Genomic DNA, 22,224 nt, shown 5'->3' with positions numbered 1-22,224 from the left:
GTGCCGCACGTCCGCCGTGCGGCGCTTTCCTCGAACGTTCGACGGAGCCACGAGCATGCGCCATCCCGTTGACTGGGCCCTGCTGTTCCTCAGAAGCAGTGGCTCGTTGCTGTTGCTGCAGGTGCATGGCATGCCCAAATTGCTGCAGTTCAGCGAGGAGCTGCAACGGATCGAGGACCCCCTTGGACTGGGGGCGGGGCTGACGCTGTGCATGGCGATATTCGCCGAGGTGCTCTGCCCTCTGCTGATCCTGCTAGGCGTTTTCACTCGTCTGGCCTGCCTGCCGATTCTGGTGCTGCTGCTGGTGTCGCTGCTGCTGGTGCACCCGGAGTGGAGCCTGGCAGAGGGGCAGTTCGGCTGGCTGTTGCTGATCATCTTCGTAACCCTGGCGATCTCCGGGCCGGGTGCCATTGCTCTCGGTCAGCGCGTTGCCGGTCCACTGGGCAGGGCGCTCAGGCTCTATTGAGGCGTGGACGACCACAGGACTTTCTAATGAACGAACTCGACGTAGTCACATTGATCGTGCGGCACCGGGTCAAAGCGGGTCAGGAAGCTGCCTACGAGCAATGGCTGCGGCGTACCACCCGCATCGCCAGTACCTACCCGGGTCATCTGGGGGTGAACGTGATGCGCGATACGGAGCGGTTCGTCTGCGTGCTGCGTTTCGTCGGTACTCGTGAGCTGCAGTGCTGGCTGGACTCCAGCGAGCGGCGGCACCTGATCGACGAGGTGACGCCACTGCTGGTCGAAGGCGACCAGACCGAAACCGAGACCAGCCACGAATTTTGGTTCACCCCGAGTTCTGCGCCGCAACCGCCGCGCTGGAAGCAGGCTTGCATCACCTTCCTGGTGATCCTGCCCCTGAGCCTGTTGGTGCCGCTACTGTGGCAGCCGGTGTTCGCCCGGCTGCCCTGGCTCGGTGGCTACGTGCCGAGCAACGTGGTCATCACCCTCAGCATCGTTGTAATGGTCGTGTACCTGTTCATGCCCAAGGTCACGCGGCTGTTCTCCGCCTGGCTGAACGCGCGCTGAGGGAGGGAACAATCCATGAACCATGATGACACCAACCCCGGGCGCCGTAAGTTCCTCGCCAGCAGCTCCGTGCTCGGTGTGACAGGCGCCCTATGGTCCGCCTTGCCTTTTGCCGCTGCTGCCGGCCTATCACCCACCAACCCCAAGGGGAGTGCCATGAGCGCCGATCTGATCCTATTCAATGGCCGTCTGCACACGGTCGACCGCGCCAAGCCCACCGCCAGCGCGGTGGCCATCAAGGACGGCAAGTTCCTCGCCGTCGGCACCGACGCCGACGCCATGGCCCTGCGCGGCGACGCCACCCGGGTGATCGACCTCAAGCAGCGCACGGTGATCCCCGGCCTCAACGACTCGCACCTGCACCTGATCCGCGGTGGCCTCAACTACAACCTGGAGCTGCGCTGGGAAGGCGTGCCGTCCCTGGCCGACGCCCTGCGCCTGCTCAAAGACCAGGCCGAGCGCACCCCCAGCCCACAGTGGGTGCGGGTGGTCGGCGGCTGGAACGAATTCCAGTTCGCCGAGAAGCGCATGCCCACCCTGGACGAGATCAACCGCGCGGCGCCGGACACCCCGGTGTTCCTCCTCCACCTCTACGACCGCGCCCTGCTCAACCGCGCCGCGCTGAAGGCCGTCGGCTACACCAAGGACACCCCCAACCCGCCCGGCGGCGAGATCCAGCGTGACGCCAACGGCAACCCCACCGGCATGCTGATCGCCCGGCCCAACGCCACCATCCTCTACGCCACCCTGGCCAAGGGGCCGAAGCTGCCGCTGGAGTACCAGGTCAACTCCACCCGCCAGTTCATGCGCGAACTGAACCGCCTGGGCCTGACCAGCGCCATCGACGCCGGCGGCGGCTACCAGAACTACCCGGACGACTACCAGGTGATCCAGGAGCTGGCCCAGCAGGACCAGCTGACCGTGCGCATCGCCTACAACCTGTTCACCCAGAAGCCCAAGGAAGAACTGGCCGACTTCCAGGCCTGGAGCAAGCAGGTCAAGCCGGGGGACGGCAGCGATTTCCTGCGCCACAACGGCGCCGGCGAGATGCTGGTGTTCTCCGCCGCCGACTTCGAGGACTTCCTCGAACCGCGCCCGGACCTGCCGCAGACCATGGAACAGGAACTGGAGCCGGTGGTGCGCCACCTGGTCGAGCAGCGCTGGCCGTTCCGCCTGCATGCCACCTACGACGAATCCATCGCGCGCATGCTGGATGTGTTCGAGAAGGTCAACCGCGACATTCCCTTCAACGGCCTGCCCTGGTTCTTCGACCATGCCGAGACCATCAGCCCGAAGAACATCGAGCGCGTTCGCGCCTTGGGCGGCGGCATCGCCATCCAGGACCGCATGGCCTTCCAGGGCGAGTACTTCGTCGACCGCTACGGCGCCCGGGCCGCCGAGCAGACCCCGCCGATCCAGCGCATGCTCGCCGAGGGCGTGCCGGTGGGCGCCGGCACCGATGCCACCCGCGTCTCCAGCTACAACCCCTGGACCTCGCTCTACTGGCTGGTCAGCGGCCGCACCGTCGGCGGCCTGGAGCTCTACCCCCAGGGCCTGTCCCGCGACACCGCGCTGGAGCTGTTCACCCACGGCAGCGCCTGGTTCTCCAGCGAGCAGGGCAAGAAGGGCCAGATCAAGGTGGGCCAGCTGGCCGACCTGGCGGCGCTGTCGGCGGACTTCTTCAGCGTCGAGGAGGAAGCCATCAAGTGGATCGAGTCGGTGCTGACCGTGGTCGACGGCAAGGTGGTCTACGCCGCCGGCGAGTTCGACCAGCTCGGCCCCCGGCAACTGCCGGTGCTGCCGGACTGGTCGCCGGTGGCCAAGGTGCCCGGCCACTGGAAGCCCGCCGCGCCGCTGACCGCCCAGGTGCACCAGTGCGTCGGCGCCTGCGCGGTGCACGCCCACAGCCACGAGCGGGCGCGCCAGTCCAGCGTGCCGGTGAGTGACTTCCAGGGCTTCTGGGGTGCCTTGGGTTGTTCCTGCTTTGCCTTCTGACCTGGTTAAGCTGCCCCCACGAGCGAGCCGGGTTTCCGGTTCGCTTCCTTGTCGAGGGGATCTGCAGACATGGCCCTGACACTGGCACGTCTGGCTCTGCTGGCAGTTCTGGTCGATACGCCCGAAGCCAAGGCAGGCACGGCGAGTCAGCCCGGGGATACAGCTTGGTCCCTGCTTGGCCGCAACTACTTCCTGCATAACGATTTTCGTGGTTCATCTCCTACTGGCCAGAGCTACCAGCAGGAATGGGCACAAGGCTTTATCGCCGACGTTACGTCCGGGTTCACGCCCGGCACCATCGGCCTGGGTATCGACACCCACGGTTTTCTCGGTCTCAAGCTGGACGGCGGTCGCGGACATGCCGGTACCGGCCTGCTGCCGCGCGATGCCGAAGGCCGCGCCGCCGACAACTTCTCCAGCGCCGGAGCCGCGTTGAAGCTGCGCCTGGGGCAAAGCCAGATCAGGTATGGCGAGATGACGGTCGAGACACCGGTATTTGACACGGCAGACAAGCGCCTGCAACCGGAATACGCCACCGGCTTGCTGCTCGACAGCCGCGACCTCTTGAACCTGCATGTCCAGGCCGGACGCTTCACCCGCTTTAAGAACCAGAACGCCAGCTCGGGGCACGACGAGTTCACGGGCTCTGGGGTGTCCACGCGAGGCAGCGCGATCAGCTTCGTAGGCGCGTCACTCGCTACCGAGGCACCGTTCGGCGCCGCGCTCTATGCCTCACGACTGGACGATACCTGGCGCCAGGCCTACCTCAACCTGCACTTCCAGCAGGATGCCCTGACGCTAGACGGAAACCTCTACAAGACAGGCGACCAAGGCGACGCCCGCGCCGGCGACATCGATGTCCTGGCGTACAGCTTGCTGGCGAAGTACCAGATCGGTGGCCAGGCTTTTACCCTCGCATTCCAGCAGGTCCAGGGCGATACACCATTCGATTTCGTTGGCGGTGATTCGATCTACCTGGCCAACTCGATCAAATACGCTGACTTCAACGGCCCGCACGAACGTTCCTGGCAGGCCCGCTATGACCTGGACCTGGGCGACCTCGGTATTCCCGGCCTGACCTTTATGGCTCGCTACGTCAGTGGGCGTGGCATCGATGGCAGCAAGGCTCCCGTCGGTGGTGCCTACAACCCGCTGGATCCGGTCAGCGGCCTGCCCATCCCACAGCAAGGCAAGGGTGGACGTCACTGGGAGCGCGATCTTGACCTGCGCTATGTCATCCCGTCCGGTCCAGCGAAGGACCTCATGCTGAACCTGTCGCACGTTATCCATCGTGGCAACGACGCCCAGGCTGCGGATGATATCGACCGTATATATCTGATTCTCGAATACCCTCTGAAAGGCTGGCTCTGACCATGACCCCACCCGCCACCTCCCCCTGGAGCCCACTGCGCCATGCCACCTTTCGCTGGCTGTGGCTGGCAAGCATCGCCTCGAACATCGGCACCTGGATGCACGAGGTGGGCGCCGGCTGGCTGATGACTTCGTTGTCCGCCAGCCCGATGCATGTGGCGCTGGTCCAGGTCGCCGGCTCCGCGCCGATGTTCTTTCTGGCGCTACCGGCCGGGGCCATGGCTGATATCGTCGACCGGCGCCGCTACCTGCTGCGGGTGCAGCTGTGGATGGCGCTGGTCGCCATGGGGCTGGCCCTGCTGACCCTGATTGGGTTGATCACGGCACCGCTGCTATTGCTGTTGACGCTCGGCATGGGCATCGGCACAGCCTTGATGATGCCCGCCTGGTCTGCCCTGACCCCCGAGTTGGTGGACAAGACCGAGCTGCCGGCCGCCATCGCCTTGTCTAGCGTCGGGGTGAACGTGGCGCGCGCTGTCGGACCGGCGATCGCCGGGGTACTGGTCAGCCTGAGCGGTCCCTGGGCGACGTTCGCCCTGAATGCCCTGTCGTTCTTCGCAGTGATCGCGGTGCTGTTCTTCTGGCACCGTGAAGTGGCTCCGGCGGTATTGCCAGCGGAGCGGCTGTTCGGTGCGATTCGCGCCGGCTGGCGCCATAGCCGCGCCTCAAAGCCGCTGCAGGCAGTGATGGTCCGCGCCCTGGCATTCTTCTTCGGTGCCAGTGCCGGCATGTCGCTGCTGCCGCTGATCGTGCGCACCGAACTGGCGGGCAGCGCCACCGACTTCGGGCTGTTGCTCGGCAGCGTCGGCGTCGGCGCGATCGCTGGGGCCATGCTGCTGCCGCGTCTGCGTCCCTATATCCGCGCTGATTGGATGGTTGCCCTGGCCAGCCTGGTGTACGCGCTGGTGATAGTCGCCCTGGCTTTCGTGCGCGACTTGTACCTGCTGATTCCAGTGATGCTGCTCAGTGGTTCGGCCTGGATCGCGGTGCTGTCGAACCTGCAGGTTGCGGCGCAAACCTCGGTGCCGAGCTGGGTCCGGGCCCGGGCGCTGTCGGTGTACATCCTGGTGTTCTTCGGCAGCATGGCCGCTGGAGGCATGCTCTGGGGCTTCATCGCCAGTCACAGCTCGATTCCACTGGCGCTCTGTGCCGCCGCCGCGGCTTTGCTGTTGGGTGTCGGCACCACTGTATGGTTCAAGTTGCCGATCACCGAGGCGGAAGACCTGGCTCCCTCGCTGCACTGGCCGGTACCAGTGCTGATCGCCGGCCACGACCCTGACCACGGGCCTGTGATGGTCACCCTCGAATACGACATCGCCCCCGAGCACTGGTTGGCCTTCCAGGCGGCGATGGTCGACGTACAGCGTATGCGCCAGCGCAACGGCTCGTTCTCCTGGGGGCTGATGCAGGATACGGAGAACCCCCGCCGCTGGTCGGAGTTCTTCTTCGACGAGTCCTGGCTAGAACATCTGCGCCACCACAACCGAGTCACCCGTGCCGAACAACGCATTGAGGCGCGGGCCAGGCGTTACCAAACCGAAGGCATTGCGATTCAGATCCACCACCTGTTGTCTGGACAGGCTGGCTGACCCCAGTTTTGCTCAATGAGACGGGCGAAGCAGCACGCTTCCGGGTGACCGCCAGCGGTAATGGCGCTAGCCATACCCCAGTTCAACGGTCTGCGTGCGCTACTGGCCAACTCCGAGATGATCGCCACGGTGCCGGACTATGCCGCGGGCGAGTTGGTCGCGGGCGGGGAGTTGCGCGCGGAGCCGCCACCCTTCGAAATAGTGCCGGCGAAGTTGTCAATGGTATGGAGCGGCATGCAGGACTGCGATGTCGCCGAGCGCTGGCTGCGCGAGCAGATTGTTCGCTTCCTGGGTGAAGACGGTTACGGTGCGAGCACAGAATGAGCGGTGCGCTATTTCTTGGCGGAATACTGAGCAGCCGATAGGTATCCTCCGCGAATACCGAGGAGGCTGCTGATAGCACAAGATCGATGCATGAGTGCTTCGGTTGGCTAGCAACGATCTAACCTGGATCACTGCTATGGATGTTCAGACGTCGGTCTGTTCCGACATCTCCAGTGCGTCATCCAATAGTTCCTGATGAGGTTCCTTGCCCTGGCGAGGCATGCCCCCTCCAGCCTCTGGAATGGCAAGCCCCCCCAATCCTCAGGAGGGCCGGTCTTCCTTGTCCTTGGCGTCGGTGGGGACCACCAGTTGCGGATGGGGCTGACCGATCCAGTCGGAAATCAGGCTGTAGGCCACGGCCAGCAGGGTCGGGCCGAGGAACAGGCCCATGAAGCCGAAGGCGAGGATGCCGCCGAACACCCCGAGCAGCACCACCACCAGCGGCAGGTTGCCGCCGCGGCTGATGAGGTAGGGTTTGAGCACGTTGTCCACGCCGCTGATGATGAACATGCCCCAGATACCGAGGAACACCGCGTAGCCGTAGTCGCCGTGCCAGACCAGCCAGGCGGTGGCCGGCACCCAGACCAGCGGCGGGCCCATGGGAATCAGGCTCAATGCGAAGGTGACGATGCCGAGCAGCAGGGCGCCGGGCACGCCGGCGATCCAGAAGCCGATCAGGGCCAGCAGCGCCTGGGCGGCGGCGGTGCCGATCACGCCGTTGACCACCCGCTGCACGGTACCGGCCACCAGTGCCAGGTAGTGCTCGGCGCGGTCGCCGATCAGCCGCTCCAGGGCGCGTTCGACGAAGGCCGCCATACGCGGCCCGTCGCGGTAGAAGAAGAACACCAGCACCAGGCTCAGCACCAGTTCCATCATGCCGCCGCCCACCTGCGCAGTGCGCGCCAGGACCCAGTTGCCGGCCTGCCCCATGTAGGGCTTGAGGCTGGCGAAGAAGGCCGCACCCTGGGCGTCGATCGAGTGCCAGACGCGCACCAGGCGCTCGCCCACCAGGGGAATATGCATCAACCAGTCCGGCGGTGGCGGCAGGCCCTCCATCTGCACGTCCTTCACCAGTTCGGTGGCATCGCGCACATGCTGGGCCACGTTGCTCACCAACCAGACCAAGGGCAGCGCCACCAAAATCATCCAGCCTGCGGTGAGCAACGCGGCGGCAGTGGACTCGCGGCCGTTCAGGGCATGGCTCAGCAGGCGCATCAGCGGCCAGCTGGCGAAGGCCAGCACCGCGGCCCAGAACAGAGCCGAGACGAAGGGGGCAAGCACCCAGAGACTGGCGCCGAGCAAGGCCAACAGGAGGATCTGCACCAAAAGTCGGTCGTTGTTGAACATCCGTGGATCACTCCGGCTTACACAAGGGAAAGGCCGTGCCTGCCTGCACGCAACGCGCATTCGGCAGGCACAAGCATAGAGACTGATGCTGGCTGTTACTCAGCGCAGCAGGTTCAGATGCAGGCCGGGCTCGCCGCCCTCGCCCAGTTCCAGCCGCGAAGCGCGCACGCCCTGCGCCACCAGCGCCTCGCGCCAGGCCTCGGCACCGGGGCCGGACAGGCTGATGCGCAGGGTGCTGTCGAGGTTCAGGCAACGCGCCAGAAGGGTCGCCCAGGTGGCCGGCGGTTCGGCCGGCAGGCGCGCCAGGTGCAGTTCGCCGCTGCTCTTGAGCTCGCGCATCAGGGTGTCGGGCGTGGGCAGCAGGTCGCCCAGGGGGGCGCTGGCGTCCAGTTGCTCGGCGTGCAAGTAGGCCCGGCGATTGCCGCGGGTGATGCTGTAGAGCGCCAGCAGGCTGTCCTGGCGCGGCTCGGCCAGGCGCAACAGGAGGTAGGCCTGCTGCTCGTCCGGGCCGTAGAGCTTCGAGTTGCCGAAGATGGCATTGGCCCAGAGGTTGCTCGAGCCGCAGTCTCGCCCCTGACACCAGTAGAGCAGCTCCGCGCCGCCGGCCAGCAGGTCCTGGCGGGCGCGGTCGAAGGCATCAAAGGAGCTGTGGCCGGCGGGCAGGCGGTAGGTCACCGAGGTCTGCTTGCCCTCGGCATCCACCTTGCGTTCCATGCGCAGCTGGTTGCTGATGCGGCGGATCGAGCTCTGCGGGAAGACCCGCTCCTGAGCGGGGGACTCGCTGAAATCGGTGATCTCGGCGTGGGAGAAGCGTGGCAGGGCCGCCAGGTCATGGCTGTCGGGCAGGTCGGCAGCCTGGACGGACGTGGTCAGCAGCAGGCCGACAAGAAAGGTGAGGCGCATGCGCATCCTTATCGATGAATCCTGGATTGAGCAGTCTGGACCAGCTTCGCAGCCTTTTCCTGTCGATGGCCCCTGGCCGCACCGCCCTGCGCTCCTTTGCCGCGATGGTCGCTCATACCCCTGCTCCTTGACCAAAAGCCGCCAGCCTTCCCGGTTGGCGGGTGCAAGTCAAGGAATCGCGAAGAAGGGATTGAAACAGTCTGCTACGGCCTGCGCGCCCGCCTCGTCGTCCAGATGCAGGTGGTGTTTGCCGGGGAGAAGGCGAACCTCGAAGGACAACCCCTCCAGAAGACTGGCGAAGTTCGGCTCCACGTGCAGCAGGCCCTCCTCGGCCAGCACCAGCATGGCCGGGCACTGCACCGCCCGGGCGAAGGCCAGGGCATGGGCGCGGGTCAGGCGCAGCGGCGATGGCAGGGTCAGGCGGCTGTCGGTGCGCCAGGTGTAGCCACCATGCACCGGCATCAGCCCGCGCCGGGCCAGGAGTTCGGCAGCTTCGCGGCTGACCGCACCGGTGCCGCGCATGCGCGCTTGCACCGCACGGTCGATATCGGCGTAGACCGGCTTGCGCTTGTCCGGCAGCGCCAGCTGCGCCCGCAGGGCTTCGCCCAGTTTCGCGGGCGCCTGTTCGGCCTCGCCGGTGTAGGGCATCAGACCGTCGATCAGCGCCAGGCGCTCGATCCGGTCCGGCATGGAGGCGGCCAGCATCACCGAAACGATGGCGCCCATGGAGTGGCCCAGCAGGGAAAAACGCTCCCAGCCCAGTTGTTCGGCCACCAGCAGCACATCGGCGACGTAATCCCAGAGCAGGTAACTGGCGCCCGGGGCGCGATGGGACGAAAGCCCGTGGCCGGCGAAGTCCAGGGCGGCGATGCGCAACCCCGGCAGGCGTGGGGCCAGGCGGGCGAAGCTGTTGGCGTTGTCGAGCCAACCATGCAGGGCGATCACCGGCTGCCCGTCCTCCGGGCCGTAGAGGTGCGCGGCCAACTCGATATGGGGCAGGTTGAGGCGGATTTCTTCGACCTGGGCAGTCATGCGCGAGCCTCCTGACGACGGGCGTTCCAGCGATCGATGAGGGTCTTGAGCAGATCGGCGGTCTCCTCGGGGCGCTCGAGGGGGAACATGTGTCCGCCCGGCAGCGACAGGTACTCGCCTTGCGGCACGCGTTTCACCAGTCGCGCATGGTGCGGCAGGACCACGCGGCTGTGGCGCCCGCGCACCAGGGCCAGCGGTACTTCGAGCTGCTGCGGGCGCCCCGGCGTGCAGTGCGGCACGCTGCGGTAGATGCTGATCTCGGTGGCCGCATCGAACTTCAGCCGCAAGGTTTCGCCCCGGCGCGCCAGGCCGTGCCGGACATAGGCGTCCAGGCAGTCCGGGTCGAAGCGGCGGAACAGGGTCTTGCCGGCGAAATAATCACGGGCTTCGTCGAAATCGCCGAACTCCTCGCGACGGCCCAGGGTGCGCCCGGCGGGCGTGATGCGGTCGATGAAGCCAAAACGCTTGGCGGCGCGGATGACGATGCGGTCGGCCAGGGTCAGCACCGGGGAGTCCAGCATCACCACGCCGCGATAAAGGTCCGGCCGGCGCAGGGCGGCGTGGTAGTGCAGGACGCCGCCGAGGGAATGGCCCAGCCCCCACACCGGCTCGCCACGCTCCTGCAGGTGGTGGATGAGTTCGTCCACCAGGTTTTCCCAGTTGTCGTTCACCGGGAAACGCGGGTCATGGGCGTGCTGCTCCAGGTGCTCGACCCGGAAGTCCGGCGCCAGCGCGGCGAAGAGCTTGCCGTAGGTGGCCGAAGGAAAGCCGTTGGCATGGGCGAAGAATATGGTGTGCATGGCGTCCGGCTCGTCGGGGAATGCCGGGATTGTCCGGCAGCCCAGAGCGCGCGGCAATGACCGTAACCGCCAGTGATGATGGCTCTACTGCCAAACCCCCGGTGCCAGCAATCGCCCCACCAGCCCCAGGGCCACCAGCAGGAACACCAGGCCACAGGCCAGGTCGATGGCCGGCGCGGCGCGCAGCAGCAGCTGCTGGTTGCGGCCACGGGTGAGCATCAGGCCGAGCAGGCTGAACCAGGCCAGGCCCATGCCGAAGAGGATGGCGGCGGCCCCCAGCTTGCCGGCGACGGACATGTCCGCCGGGATCAGCCCCGACAGCAGGGCGAGAAAGAACACCAGGGCCTTGGGATTGAACAGGTTGGTGGCCAGCCCGCGCAGCCAGGGTCCCAGGGCGGACGGTGCCAGTGCGCCGTCCAGGCTCCCGCCACCGCCCTGCCCGCGCCGCAGCCAGGCCCGCACCGCGCTAACGCCCAGCCAACCGAGGTAGCTCGCCCCCAGCAGCTGCAGCAGATCGAAGAGGATGGGTGAGCGGCTGACCAGCAGCGCCACGCCGGTCAGCACCAGGGTGCCGTGGATGAGGATGCCGCAGGCCAGGCCCAGGGCGCTGAGCAGGCCGGCACGGCGGCCCTGGTGCACGGCGGTGCGGACCACCAGCGCGACGTCGGGTCCGGGGCTGACCAGGGCGATGGCGAACACGGCCGCCAGCGACAGCAAGACGGAAGTCTCCTGCATGAAAATTCTCCAGGATCGTGAGGGTTAAGCGGGGATGGGCGTCAGCGGTTGCGCAGCTTGGCCGGTGGCACGCCGTAGGTACGGCGGAACAGTCGCGAGAAGTGCGCCTGGTCGTAGAAGCCCAGGTCCAGGGCGACTTCGCTCAGGTTCTCGCCGCGCAACACCCGTGGCAGCGCCCGCTCCAGTCGCAACTGGGTCAGCCACTGGTGCGGCGGCAGGCCGCACTGGCGGTTGAAGCGACGCAGGGCCTGCCAGGGGCTGAGGCCGCAGAACGCGGCCAGTTCCTCCAGTGAAGGCGGCGAATCCAGGCGCGATTCCAGCCACTCCCGCAGTTGTTTCCAGGTGCGCGCGTCGAAGCCCTGCTCCGGCTCGCGGATGCGCAGGGTGGAGCCCTGCTCCAGCAGATTGGCCAGGGCCGGCCAGAGAAGGCTCTCCTGCTCCAGCCGCGAGCCTTGCAGCAAGGCGCTGTGCAGGCCCTGCAGCTGGCCGCGCAGGCCGGCATCGCGGAGGATGCTGGTGGTCAGGCGCGGCGCGCCCTGACGGCCGTCGCTGAGGCTGCGGCTGGCTTCGTCCAGCCACTGCGGGTCGAACGCCAGCACGCGAAGCTGGTAGCCCGCGCCATCGATGCTGGCACCATCGTGGATCTGTTCCGGCGCCATCAGCAGCACATCCCCGGCGCCGGCCTGGTGGCGTTCACCCTGGTGCAGGTAACGCTGCCCGCCGCGCACCAGCAGCCCCAGGTGGTACTCCAGGTGGAAGTGCCGGGGGAAGCTGAAGTGCTGGTACTGGGCGTCGATCAGGCGAACGCCGGGCAGGCAGCTGGGAATGTGATTGCTCTGGTCCATGGGCGCCACCTTACTCCGTGGCACGTCGGCTTTCTTGGACAAAATTGCAGGACCGGGCGGCCACCGCGAACCTGTTCGCGATTGGCCGGCGGCCATTCAACGCACGTAGTCGCTTTCCATGACATCCCCGTAGGCGCTGGCAAAGGCCTTCCAGTCATCATCCGGCATGGGCTTGCGGTGCTGCTTGAACTGCTCGAAGTCATGCAGGGAGGCGCTGTGGGCGGTCAGGCGGTGGCAGCTCTTGGCCAGGCCCAGCAAGGCGATCTCCACCTTCTTCTCCTGATCGCCGCTGACCTTGACGAAGATGTTCTTCGGGTAGAGCCGGCCATGCTCCCAGCCGGCGCGGTGCATGCGTCCGACGGTGTTGGCCAGTTGCTGGATCAGTTGCTGGCGGAGTTCGGGCGATGCCGGCTGGCCATACCATTGCTCGAGGCTGATGAAGCCATCCAGGCTTTCGGTGATGAGCAGCGCCTGCCATTCGGTCTCGGTCTTGCGCGCGGCACTGAACACCACCTTGGGCACTCGGATACCCAGCTGGGCCAGTGCCTGCAAGGCCTTCATCTCATGGAGGATGGTGGGTTCACCGAAGGGATGGACCAGATCGCGGTGGAAATGGTTGATCTGGCGCTTGCTGTACAGCACCTGGCCGTCCGGGGCTCGCAGGCGCTGGATACCGCTCTCGCCGCTGAACAGCTGGTCCTGGGAGTCGAACCACTCGCCGTAGGTATCCCACCACTTGTCGAAGCTGCCATCCGAGGCGGCGTTATCGTGCCTGAACCACTGGGTGTTCATGGGAGCACCTCCTTGCGGAGCGACCGCCCCACAGGGTTACTGCCAAGGCAACCCGTCGCGGGCCGCCGCCTGAGGCCGGAGACCTGACCCCTGGAATTCAACTTAGCGCCCTTTTGCCACTTCTGCTGGCGCGCATACAGGCACCTCGGGGTCGAATCCAGACAACTCCCGGCACGGTATTAGACCTATGGTGACGGACCTTTCATCAGATCGTTTGGAGCTGAAATGTCCGACTTCATCACCGTTCTGCGCGAAACCTGCCCCACTCCGGTGGTGGATGCCACCAAATGGAAGCGCATCGGCGGCGACCCGCACACCGTGAACCTCAACGCCTACGTCTCCCAGGACGGCAGCAAGATCATGGGCACCTGGATCTGCACCCCCGGCAAGTTCGAGGTGAACTACGAGAAGTGGGAGTTCTGCCATTTCCTCGATGGCTACTGCATCATCACCCCCGAAGGCGAAGAGCCGAAGCACCTGAAGGCCGGCGACGTATTCGTCATCGAACCCGGAATGAAAGGCACCTGGGAAGTGGTGGAGACGGTGCGCAAGTACTTCGTGTTTGCCTGATGCAGCGGCTGTAGGGTGGGCTTCAGCCCACCAAGGGAGTCGCGTGGGCTGAAGCCCACCCTACCCCCCTACGCGCCACGTTCCCCCGTAGGAGGGAATTCATTCGCGAAAAGGCCGGGCAATTGCCCGGCCTTTGCTTTCATGTACCTGGTCAGGCCTTGTAACGGGCGGCGGCCTCCGACCGGGACAGGTTCGGCGCCATGTGGAAGCGCGCGGCGGTGAAGCGTTCCCAGTCAGCCTGTTCGGGCAGCGAAGGAATGGTCACCAGCTCGCCCTGGTCCAGGCCGGCCAGCGCGGCGTCCACCATCTCGCCCACGTCCATCAGGATTTCCTGGGGGATGTTCTCGATGCCGGTGCCCGAGCGCTCCCAGATCTCGGTACGGGTCGCCCCCGGCAGCACCACCTGCACACGCACACCCTTGTCCCCCACTTCCTTGTTCAGCGACTGGCTGAGGTTGAGCACATAGGCCTTGGTGCCGCTGTAGGTGCCGTTGAACATTTCCGGCGCCAGGGCCAGTACCGAGGCGATGTTGATCAGGGTACCGCGCCCCTGGGCGACGAAGTTCGCCGCGGCCGCCGCAGCCAGGTGGGTCACGGCCACCACGTTGAGCTGGATCATGGCGTCGAAGCGGTCCAGGTCGGCGTCCAGCAGGCTGCCACTGACGGCCACACCGGCGTTGTTCACCAGGGTGCTGATAGCGGCGTCGCTACGCAGGCGCTGGGCCACGCGGTTCAGATCGGCCTTGTCGGTCAGGTCGGCCTTCATCACTTCCACCTTCACCCCGGACTGCTCGCGCAGTTGAGCAGCAAGGGCTTCCAGACGGTTCTGGTCACGGGCGACCAGCAGCAGGTCGTGACCCCGCTCGGCCAGGCGCTTGGCATAGGTGGCACCGATGCCGGTGGACGCGCCGGTGATCAGGGCAACGCCTTGGTGCTTCTGTTCGCTCATGTTCATGACTCCAGGGATAGGGCTCGGGGATTCGAGCGATGGACTTAAATTACATTCGTAATATTACGAGCGCAATATAGCTGTATCACCACTCGTCATCCCATCGAACCACCTCAGCCCCTGGACGAGGGCGCCGGCACCTCGGCGTCAGGGCTGGCTGCCTGCACCACCGTCTGGCCAATGGCGGGCGACGGGGCCGGCGCCACCGGCGGGCTGTCCGCCGCTTCCGTGCCCATGCTCCGGCGAAAGCCCTTGATGGCCTCGCCCAGGTCCGGCCCGAGGGTCTTCAGGCGCTTGGTGCCGAACAGCAGGACGGCGACGACGATGATGACCAGCCAATGCTTCCAGTCGGTGATACCCATATGTTCGCTCCTCGCGGGAAAGTCGGATGAGGCGGACGCTCGCCGGGAACGCCCGCCCGCGCCCTCAGAGGTTCAGCCAGGGATAGCGCGCGGTGTCGCGGCCGCCGTAGTCGGGATCGAGGTAGATGAAGCAGCGCTGGATCTTCCAGTCGCGAATCTCGAACACATCGCACCAGTACCCCGCCCCCCAGCTCGGCACGCCGGCCCGCCACGGACCTTCGACGTGCTCGCCGAAGCTGGTGCCTTCGCAGACCAGCGTGTCTGCGCCGGAGAAGATCCAGTTGAAGTGCGAGTAGTCGTGGGTGATCGACTTCAGGCGGCCGCCGAGGTCGCCGAACATCCGGCCGATCTGCTCACGGCCGGTGGCCAGGCCCCATTTGGGGAACAGCACCTGGGCGTCCTCGGCGAAGAGGTCGAGGATGCTGCCGCCGGTGGAGGTGATGCCGCCGTTGTCGAAGGCTTTCAGGTATTCCAGGGCAACCGATTTGCGCTGCTCGTCGGTCATGGTCTGTGTACTCAGCATGGGAATCTCCCGGTTCGCTGTCGAAGGAATCAGTGCAGGGACTGGACGTACTGGATGATCCGCGCGCGCTTGGCCGGGTCATCCTGGAAGTAGGTCATGGCATTGCCCGGTGCCACGGCCTGGGTGTCGGCCAGCCAGGCATCGAGCAACTGGCTGTCCCAGGTCTTGTCGGCCATGGCCTGGCGGAAGCCGTCGGAGTAGGTGAAACCGGCCGCGCTGCCCGCCTTGCGGCCGATCAGCCCGTAGAGGTTGGGGCCCTGGCCATGGGGCTCGCCCTGCTTGAAGGTGTGGCAGACCGCGCAGTGATTGCTGGTCAGCTTTTCGGCCAGGGCCAGGTCGTCGGCCTGGGCCAAGCCGCCGACGGTGAGCAGCATGCCCAGGGCCAGCGCGGATTCGATGAGGTGTCGCATGGTGATTACCTCGCGGAAGTGGCGGCCGTCAGGCCTTCTTGGATTCGAGGTGGGCCTTGTTCGCGGCGCGGTAGGCGAAGGCCAGGATCGGCCCGAGGGTCGCACCGCCGGCCCAGTAGGCGCGGCCGGAGGCCGAGGCGACGCAGTTGCCGACGCCGTAGAGTCCCGGGATGGGCTGGTTGGCGTTGTCCAGCACCTGGCCGTGGGAGTTGGTCTTGGGCCCGCCCTTGGTGTCCAGGTTGCCGCCGGTGATGAGCGCGGCGTAGTACGGCCCCTCTCCCGCCAGCGGGTGGAGCGTCGGGTTCTCGCGCTTCTCGCCCGGCTTCACGCTGCCGTTGAAGAGCTGTTCGACGGTCAGCTCACCGCGATGGAAGTCGCTGTCCTTGCCGGCCTTCGCCAGTTCGTTGAAGCGTCCGATGCTGGTCTTCAGATTGGTGAGGAAGTCGTCCGCGAGCGTCAGCCCGCCGGTTTCGGAGCGGTATTTTTCCAGGCGCTCGCCGATGGCCTTGGCCAGGGCTTCCAGGGTGTCACCCTTGATCACATGACGGTCGTTGCCGCCGGCCGGCACGATGGGCGAGCCGTACTCGTCGCTGGCGCAGTAGGTCTGGGCGCGCTGGTCCCAGACGGAGATCATCACCAGGTTGGGGTACTCGGCCTTGCTGCCATCCCACTGGAAGAAGCCCGGCACCAGCTCGTTGTAGACGGTCTTTTCGTTCATGACGCGCTTGCCGTACTTGTTCACCATGAGCATGGAATCGCCGGTCATGGTGAAGATGCCGGACATGGAGCCGTCCTTGGCCAGCGCCTTCTCCAGCAGGATCGGGCAATGCCAGGCATAGTTCATGTTGCGCAGCTGCACACCCAGTTCGCTGGCGATGCGGATGAAGTCGCCCTCGTTGGTGAGGGTGGCGCAACCGCCGTAGACCGGTGCGTTGAGGAAGTTGCGGCGCAGCTCCGCATCGTGAGTGAAGCCGCCGCTGGCGAAGATCACCGCCTTGCGCGCACGCACCCGCTGCAGGGTGCCTTCCTCGGTCTCCACCTCGACGCCGATGGCGGCGCCCTGTTCGTTGGTGATCACGCGGGTGACCCGATGGCCGGTGCGGATCACCACACCATCGCGGCGGGCGGCGGCGGTCAGGGTGCGGATCGCCACGCGGCCGCCGTCGGACATGCTCGGGCGCGCATCGCGAGGCACCAGCACGCGCCCCTTGGGGGCCTTGTCCTCGGGCATCTCGCACCAGTAGTCCGGCACGTCGGCGCAATGGCGATAGGGCAAGGCGTCCTTCTCGGCCAGCAGCTCGGCGGCGGGCGAAGCGCTGTCATAGATGGCCTCGCACATTTCGTACTCCCAGTCGCTCAGGCCGAGTTTCGGCAACGCCGGGTCGAAGGATTGCGGCCGGGTGAGGCGCGCCACATAGCGCAGGAAGTCTGCCTTGGGGTCGCTCATGCCGGCGTCGCGCATGGCCTTGTTGTTCGGCACCCAGTACCAGAACGCCGCCTTGGCCGCCGTGCCGCCAGGGCTCGCGGCCTTCTCCAGGATGACCACATCGTTGCCCAGCCAGCGGGCGAACAGCGCGGTGGGCAGGCCGCCGCCACCGCCGCCGCAGACCACGATGTCGTGTTCGCTGTCGAAGGGGGTTTCGGCGGCGCTCGCCTTGCTGGCCACCAGGCCGCCGAGGGCCATGGCGGCGGTGCCGGCACCGGCGGCCTTGATGAAGTTGCGCCGCGAGGTGGCGAGTTTCTGTTCGTCGTTCATGTCGATTCTCCAGGGGATCGAAGGCCCGCCGCGCGCTTGGCGGCGGGAGGAATCAGCGGGATGGAGGGCTCACCAGTAGTGCCAGAGCTGCAGGAACAGGCCGTCGGTGACGCTGGTATTGCGGCCGTGCACGCCCTTGGAGTAGTGCAGCGAGACCTGGTCCCACATCTTCTGGGCGTAGAGGCTCTGGATGCCCGGCTTGAGCTGGAACAGCACGCCGGCGCCGAGGGCGGTTTCGTTGGATTCGGAGTCGGGGATGATCCGGCCCCAGCGGTCGTCGGAACCCCAGGTCTTCTGGTGGTCGTAGCTCAAGAACGGCGTCATCTGGTAGGTGGGCCGGTCGATCACGTTGTAGCCAAGGCGCAGGTTGGCGTGGAAGGTGTTGCCCGGTTCGGTATCGTGCGGGCCGTCGCCACGGAGGATGCCGCCCACCAGCAGGTCGACGTTCACCTTGTCGAACCACTCGTTGTAGAAGAGCGACGGCCAGAAGGACCAGGTGTCGCTGCTCACCGAGTCGGCGCCCACCGGCACCTGGACGTAGGCCTGGGCACCGAGGGTGCGCAGCGGCGTCGGGTTGTACCAGACCAGGCCGCCGACCAGCGGGTCGCCCAGGCCGCTGACGCGCACGCCGTTCCCGCGCACCGCCACTTCCGGCACGGTGATGCTGGCGATGAAGCCGTTGTTCGGCAGGCCGTCGACTTTCCAGTAGTGCAGTAGCGAGGACAGGCCCACGTAGGTGTCGGTGCCACTGCCCTTGACCTTGTCGCCGTCATCGTCGAAGCGCTTGCTGTCGTCGTTCCACTGCACGTATTGGCCGAAGGAATCGTAGGGCTCGGTGAAGTCCGAGCTGAACTGGAAGCTCTGCGGCCGGTTGCCCGCAAAGGGGATGCCCGAGGCCTGGGCGTTCCAGGAGGAAAGGAGGCCGGCACCCAGCATCAGGGTGCCCAGCGCCGATGATGTGACCCGGCTGTTGTTGACGCGCATTCAGGATGTTCCTGCTGGTGTTCTTGTTTTCGGGGCAAAGGCCGCCCGTTCGCGCGACTTCGCGGGCCGCGCGATGGGGCATCTGCTATCGGGGTTGCGGTGCCGGCGTCAGCCAGCCGGACACCGGCTAGGCACGGCGCTGCCGCACGTCTGGACGGCCAGCCGGAATCGGGGCGCGGGAACGGGAAGCAAGCGAAATCGATCGGGAGCGGGATGGGTGAGGACGCATGGCATTGACCTTGTTGTTATGTGTTTGCCGGTGGCCGCGACCGCGCCCCCGCGGGGAGGCAGCCCCGCCGGCACGGCCCGTGCGGCAGGCCCAAACTACAAAAGGCGCCCTCCTCCAACAATGCCGCTTTTGCCGATATCAGAGTTTGCGGATCGCGAACAATGCGACTGGCCAGGTGGCTTCGGGGTTGGCCGCAATTTCCCCTGCCGGCCCGGGAGTCGTGGTTTTCCTGTGGGGGCGAATTCATTCGCGAATCAGGCAAGCACCGAGCCATTTCAAGGATGGGTCGGGCGGCGTTCCGCGAGCTTGCGATACCCATCAGTCCTGTCCGCATGGGTATCGCAAGCTCCACCCATCCTACGGTCTGTAGGGGCGAATTCATTCGCCAAGGGATGCGAAGCAGCCCCCATGGGACGTGTGGGGCAGACCTCCGGTCTGCTTGGCGAATGAATTGGCTATGTCTGCGCTAGCTGTTGCAGAACCGAATAGAGGCGTCTAGTACGGCCCCTTCAGACCTTCGTACCCGCCTGACACTTCCCTCACCTCCGGCCCCTCTCCCGCCGGGAGAGGGGTGACTCGCGCCTGACAGGGCGCGGCAGTCCTGATGCCTGGTCAGTGCCTGAACCGGCGCAGAAGCGGTGGGGCAGCGACTGCGCCCCGTCAGGAGGCCGAGCGGAAGCGTTGCGCAGGGGGACGAGCGGCATGGATGCCGCGAGAGGCGTGCGGGGCCATGGATGGCCCCTCACGCCGGGCCCCCGGCGCAACGATGGAGCGAGGGGAGTTTGGCGAAGCCAAACCCGGATGTAGGGGCAAGCCTTTTGGTTCCTTTTTGGGGGGCGGCCATCCGTCGTTTGAAAAAGGGACTCGCCCGGGAGGGCGAAACAGGGACTCGCCGCCCGCTCGATAATCAGCTTGGCTCAGGACGTTCTAGCAACACTTAATGCAGACATAGCCAATGAATTCGCCCCTACAAAGGATTTGCCCTGTTGCACAACCCGCCCATAAAAAAACGGCGCGCGGGCAGCACCCCGAGCGCCGTAACACTGCCTAGCAGCTGTGGTGAGCGAACTGCCGGCCCTGTACCGGCGGTTCGTCGTCGGGCTGGGAACAGCCCCGACTTCTGGGCGGTGGCGAGCACCGCTGTGTTCTTTCAGACCTGGAACGCCAAGGCCATCCGGTCGATCGCCCGGCGCTGGAAGGCGCGGAATTCCTCGTTCGGTTGCTGCCCTTCCAGCATGGGCAGGAAGGGGTCTGTGACTTCGGTGCGGATGCCGGACAGCTCCTCGATCACCGCATGGCCGCAGAAGGGGACATAGGCTTCCGCGTAGCCGCCTTCGTGCACCAGCACCAGGCGCCCGCCGCAGAGGCGATCGGCGGCCTCGCGGAGGGTGGCCGTCATGGCGCGGAAGGATTCGCTGTGCATCAGCATCCGCGCCAGCGGGTCCACGCCGTTGGCGTCGAAACCGCAGGCGACCACGATCAGCTCCGGTTCGAAACGCTCCAGCGCCGGCACGATGACCCGCTCCATGGCGTAGCGATAGGCATCGTCGCCGCTGCCGGGGAACAGCGGCAGGTTGAGGTTGTAGCCAAGCCCCGCCCCCCTGCCCCGCTCCTCCACCGCGCCTTCGCCGACGGGGAAGCAGTTGTCCTGATGGATCGACAGGGTCAGCACGTCGTCGCGCTCGTAGAAGATCGACTGGGTGCCGTTGCCGTGGTGCACATCCCAGTCCAGCACCGCCACGCGGCCAACACCGTGGCGGGCTTTGGCAGTCTCCACGGCAATGGCGATGTTCGCCAGGTAGCAGAAACCCATGCCGCGATCCGCCAGGCAGTGGTGGCCCGGCGGCCGCGACAGCGCATAGGCATTGTCCAGCTCGCCGCGCAGCACCGCGTCCACCGCGGCGATGGCCAGGCCCGCCGATTGCCGGGCGATTTCATAGGTGCCCGGCCCCACCGCGGCTTCTTCGCCCAGTTCGCCGTGGCCCGCATCGCTCATGGCCTTGAAGCGCGCGAGGTACTGGGCCGGGTGGACCCGCAGCAAGTCCTCTTCGCTGGCCATCGGCGCGCTGGACAGCACCAGCCGATCGCTCAGCCCGGACACGTCCATCAGGCTCTTCAGCCGGCGCTTGGTTTCCGGCGATTCGGCGTGTCCGGAGCCGCTGGGCGGCTGCAACCAGCCACCCACTGGCAGCACCAGGCTGTGCAGGCCGGCCGCATGCCAGAAGCAGCGCTCATCGAAGAAGAATCCGGTACGGCGGCTCATCGGGCACCTCCCTGGGCGGCCTGTTGCAGCGAGCGGGTGCGGCCACCGAAGCGGCAGGCGAAGTAGTAGATGGGCGAGATCACGCCGAGGCCGACGATCCAGGAGATGTCGGCGCCACCCATGGCCTCGGCCACCGGGCCGGTGTAGAGGGCAGTGGACATGAACGGAATCTGTACCAGGATGCCCAGCAGGTAGCAGTTCACCGCCGTCCAGTTGCAGCGGCCGTAGATGCCGCCATCGCGCCGGAAGAAGGACGGCAGGTCGTAGCGCCCATGGGCCACCAGGTAGTAGTCCACCAGGTTGATCGCGCTCCAGGGCACCAGCACATAGAGCAGCAGGAGGATGAAGTTGGTGTAGTTGACCATGAAGTCGTCCTGCCCCAGCAGCGCCAACGCCAGGGAGCCCGAGAACAGGATCAGCGAGATGAGGATGCGTGCGCCGGCCCCGGCCGACCAGGACGGCACCAGGGTCTGCCCCACGGTGATGGTGGACAGGGCGCCGCAGTACAGATTCATGGCATTGGTGGCGGCAATGCCGACGGAGAGCACCGCCACCAGCAGGGCGCTGAGGCCGCCGGTGGCCGCGATCAGGCCGCCCACCACGTCATCGCCTTCGATACCGAGGGCCACCATCACCCCCAGCAGCATGGGCAGCAGGGAGCCCAGGCAGCAGCCCCAGTAGCTGGACCAGAAAGCACTGCGCGAACCTGTGGCTTCCGGCAGATAACGGGAATAGTCAGACACGTAGGGTGCATAGGCCAGTTGCCAGAGCGCGGCCACCGACAGGGTGCCGAGGAATCCGGCCAGGGTGGTTTCGTTGCGCTGCAGGAAGTCCGCCGGCAAGCCGTGGATGACCACCAGCCAGACGAAGGCCAGCAGCAATACCGCGCCCGAGAGGTAGGTCATGACGCGGGTGTAGGCGTGGATCAGGCGATAGCCCACCGACGCCGCCACCAGGCTGATGAAGCCCACCAGGAGGATGCCGACGTTGGTGTCCACCGCCGGGAAGCGGCCGTGCAGCGACTGGCCGCCCAGCACCAGGTTCGAGGCGAAGAAGCCGAGGTACATCACCACGACGAGGGCCACCACCAGCAAGGATCCGACGGAACCGAACTGGCCGCGGGTCTGCACCATCTGCGGTACGCCGAGCTGTGGCCCCTGGGCCGAGTGCAGGGCCATGAACACGCCGCCCACCAGGTTGCCCAGCACCAGGGCCGCCAGGGCGGAGAAAAAGGGCAGCTTGAACACGGTCACCGCCAGCGCGCCGGTGATCACGGTCAGCAGGATCAGGTTGCAGCCGAACCAGATGGTGAACAGGTCCCGTGGGCGCCCATGGCGCTCGTCGGGGGAAATGGGCTGGATGGTGCTCAACTCCAGGGCTGGAGCCTGCGGATTGTCATTGTTGTTCATGCCA

General features: G+C 66.2%; 21 protein-coding genes and 1 pseudogene. 7 read left to right on the top strand and 15 right to left on the bottom strand.

What is annotated here, in order from left to right:
- Positions 1-55 precede the first annotated feature (55 nt).
- From ACFW0H_RS11555 to ACFW0H_RS11530, 6 genes and pseudogenes are all read left to right on the top strand, one after another.
- Entirely contained in the window at positions 56-466 is a 411-nt protein-coding gene (locus ACFW0H_RS11555; protein ID WP_422914037.1) for a DoxX family protein, read from the top strand.
- Between the two features lie 26 nt (positions 467-492).
- The gene (locus ACFW0H_RS11550; protein ID WP_422914036.1) at positions 493-1,032 is read left to right on the top strand and encodes an antibiotic biosynthesis monooxygenase; all 540 of its coding nucleotides are present in this window, start codon (positions 493-495) and stop codon (positions 1,030-1,032) included.
- A 156-nt stretch (positions 1,033-1,188) separates the two neighbouring features.
- Positions 1,189-3,027: an amidohydrolase gene (locus tag ACFW0H_RS11545; protein WP_422914101.1), complete on the top strand. Its 1,839-nt coding sequence runs from the start codon at positions 1,189-1,191 to the stop codon at positions 3,025-3,027.
- Between the two features lie 69 nt (positions 3,028-3,096).
- Entirely contained in the window at positions 3,097-4,398 is a 1,302-nt protein-coding gene (locus ACFW0H_RS11540; RefSeq protein WP_422914035.1) for an OprD family porin, read from the top strand.
- A 2-nt stretch (positions 4,399-4,400) separates the two neighbouring features.
- Complete coding sequence (locus ACFW0H_RS11535) at positions 4,401-5,987, top strand: MFS transporter (RefSeq protein WP_422914034.1); 1,587 nt, start codon at positions 4,401-4,403, stop codon at positions 5,985-5,987.
- Positions 5,988-6,047: 60 nt separating this feature from the next.
- Positions 6,048-6,311, top strand: a pseudogene (locus tag ACFW0H_RS11530) (type 2 periplasmic-binding domain-containing protein); the annotation flags it as partial.
- A 261-nt stretch (positions 6,312-6,572) separates the two neighbouring features.
- Here the strand turns inward: ACFW0H_RS11530 and ACFW0H_RS11525 are convergent.
- From ACFW0H_RS11525 to ACFW0H_RS11495, 7 genes are all read right to left on the bottom strand, one after another.
- Positions 6,573-7,658, bottom strand: a complete 1,086-nt coding sequence (locus ACFW0H_RS11525; protein ID WP_422914033.1) for an AI-2E family transporter — start codon at positions 7,656-7,658, stop codon at positions 6,573-6,575.
- Between the two features lie 99 nt (positions 7,659-7,757).
- Complete coding sequence (locus ACFW0H_RS11520) at positions 7,758-8,561, bottom strand: DUF4892 domain-containing protein (RefSeq protein WP_422914032.1); 804 nt, start codon at positions 8,559-8,561, stop codon at positions 7,758-7,760.
- A 168-nt stretch (positions 8,562-8,729) separates the two neighbouring features.
- Entirely contained in the window at positions 8,730-9,593 is an 864-nt protein-coding gene (locus ACFW0H_RS11515; RefSeq protein WP_422914031.1) for an alpha/beta hydrolase, read from the bottom strand.
- Entirely contained in the window at positions 9,590-10,393 is an 804-nt protein-coding gene (locus tag ACFW0H_RS11510) for an alpha/beta fold hydrolase (RefSeq protein WP_422914030.1), read from the bottom strand. Before ACFW0H_RS11510 ends, ACFW0H_RS11515 begins: the two co-directional genes overlap by 4 nt.
- An 84-nt stretch (positions 10,394-10,477) precedes the next feature.
- Positions 10,478-11,128 (bottom strand): LysE family translocator, encoded by a 651-nt coding sequence (locus ACFW0H_RS11505; protein WP_422914029.1) that lies wholly within the window; start codon positions 11,126-11,128, stop codon positions 10,478-10,480.
- Between the two features lie 41 nt (positions 11,129-11,169).
- Positions 11,170-11,973 carry an AraC family transcriptional regulator gene (locus ACFW0H_RS11500; protein ID WP_422914028.1) on the bottom strand — a complete coding sequence of 268 codons (804 nt, stop codon included), beginning with the start codon at positions 11,971-11,973 and terminating at the stop codon, positions 11,170-11,172.
- A 96-nt stretch (positions 11,974-12,069) separates the two neighbouring features.
- Entirely contained in the window at positions 12,070-12,765 is a 696-nt protein-coding gene (locus ACFW0H_RS11495; RefSeq protein WP_422914027.1) for a lipopolysaccharide kinase InaA family protein, read from the bottom strand.
- Between the two features lie 225 nt (positions 12,766-12,990).
- Between ACFW0H_RS11495 and ACFW0H_RS11490 the strand changes: the two genes are divergently transcribed.
- Positions 12,991-13,335 carry a cupin domain-containing protein gene (locus ACFW0H_RS11490; protein ID WP_377695790.1) on the top strand — a complete coding sequence of 115 codons (345 nt, stop codon included), beginning with the start codon at positions 12,991-12,993 and terminating at the stop codon, positions 13,333-13,335.
- A 151-nt stretch (positions 13,336-13,486) separates the two neighbouring features.
- On the opposite strand, the gene ACFW0H_RS11485 is transcribed toward ACFW0H_RS11490, so the two are convergent.
- The 8 genes from ACFW0H_RS11485 to ACFW0H_RS11450 form a co-directional block, all read right to left on the bottom strand.
- Positions 13,487-14,284: an SDR family NAD(P)-dependent oxidoreductase gene (locus ACFW0H_RS11485; RefSeq protein ID WP_422914026.1), complete on the bottom strand. Its 798-nt coding sequence runs from the start codon at positions 14,282-14,284 to the stop codon at positions 13,487-13,489.
- 113 nt (positions 14,285-14,397) lie between these two features.
- Complete coding sequence (gene tatA, locus ACFW0H_RS11480) at positions 14,398-14,646, bottom strand: twin-arginine translocase TatA/TatE family subunit (protein ID WP_422914025.1); 249 nt, start codon at positions 14,644-14,646, stop codon at positions 14,398-14,400.
- Positions 14,647-14,710: 64 nt separating this feature from the next.
- Entirely contained in the window at positions 14,711-15,169 is a 459-nt protein-coding gene (locus tag ACFW0H_RS11475) for a nuclear transport factor 2 family protein (protein WP_422914024.1), read from the bottom strand.
- Between the two features lie 29 nt (positions 15,170-15,198).
- Positions 15,199-15,579, bottom strand: a complete 381-nt coding sequence (locus tag ACFW0H_RS11470) for a c-type cytochrome (protein WP_422914023.1) — start codon at positions 15,577-15,579, stop codon at positions 15,199-15,201.
- A gap of 28 nt (positions 15,580-15,607) precedes the next feature.
- A complete protein-coding gene (locus ACFW0H_RS11465) occupies positions 15,608-17,335 on the bottom strand; it encodes an FAD-dependent oxidoreductase (protein WP_422914022.1) in 1,728 nt (575 codons plus the stop codon).
- A gap of 69 nt (positions 17,336-17,404) precedes the next feature.
- Positions 17,405-18,319 (bottom strand): transporter, encoded by a 915-nt coding sequence (locus ACFW0H_RS11460; RefSeq protein WP_422914021.1) that lies wholly within the window; start codon positions 18,317-18,319, stop codon positions 17,405-17,407.
- 1,379 nt (positions 18,320-19,698) lie between these two features.
- Positions 19,699-20,811: a class II histone deacetylase gene (locus tag ACFW0H_RS11455; RefSeq protein WP_422914020.1), complete on the bottom strand. Its 1,113-nt coding sequence runs from the start codon at positions 20,809-20,811 to the stop codon at positions 19,699-19,701.
- Positions 20,808-22,220 carry a purine-cytosine permease family protein gene (locus tag ACFW0H_RS11450; protein ID WP_422914019.1) on the bottom strand — a complete coding sequence of 471 codons (1,413 nt, stop codon included), beginning with the start codon at positions 22,218-22,220 and terminating at the stop codon, positions 20,808-20,810. Before ACFW0H_RS11450 ends, ACFW0H_RS11455 begins: the two co-directional genes overlap by 4 nt.
- Positions 22,221-22,224 lie beyond the last annotated feature (4 nt).

The sequence above is a fragment of the Metapseudomonas cellulosilytica genome (genome assembly GCF_049334135.1).
Taxonomy (GTDB): domain Bacteria; phylum Pseudomonadota; class Gammaproteobacteria; order Pseudomonadales; family Pseudomonadaceae; genus Metapseudomonas.
This window is presented reverse-complemented; position numbering and strand designations above follow the sequence as displayed.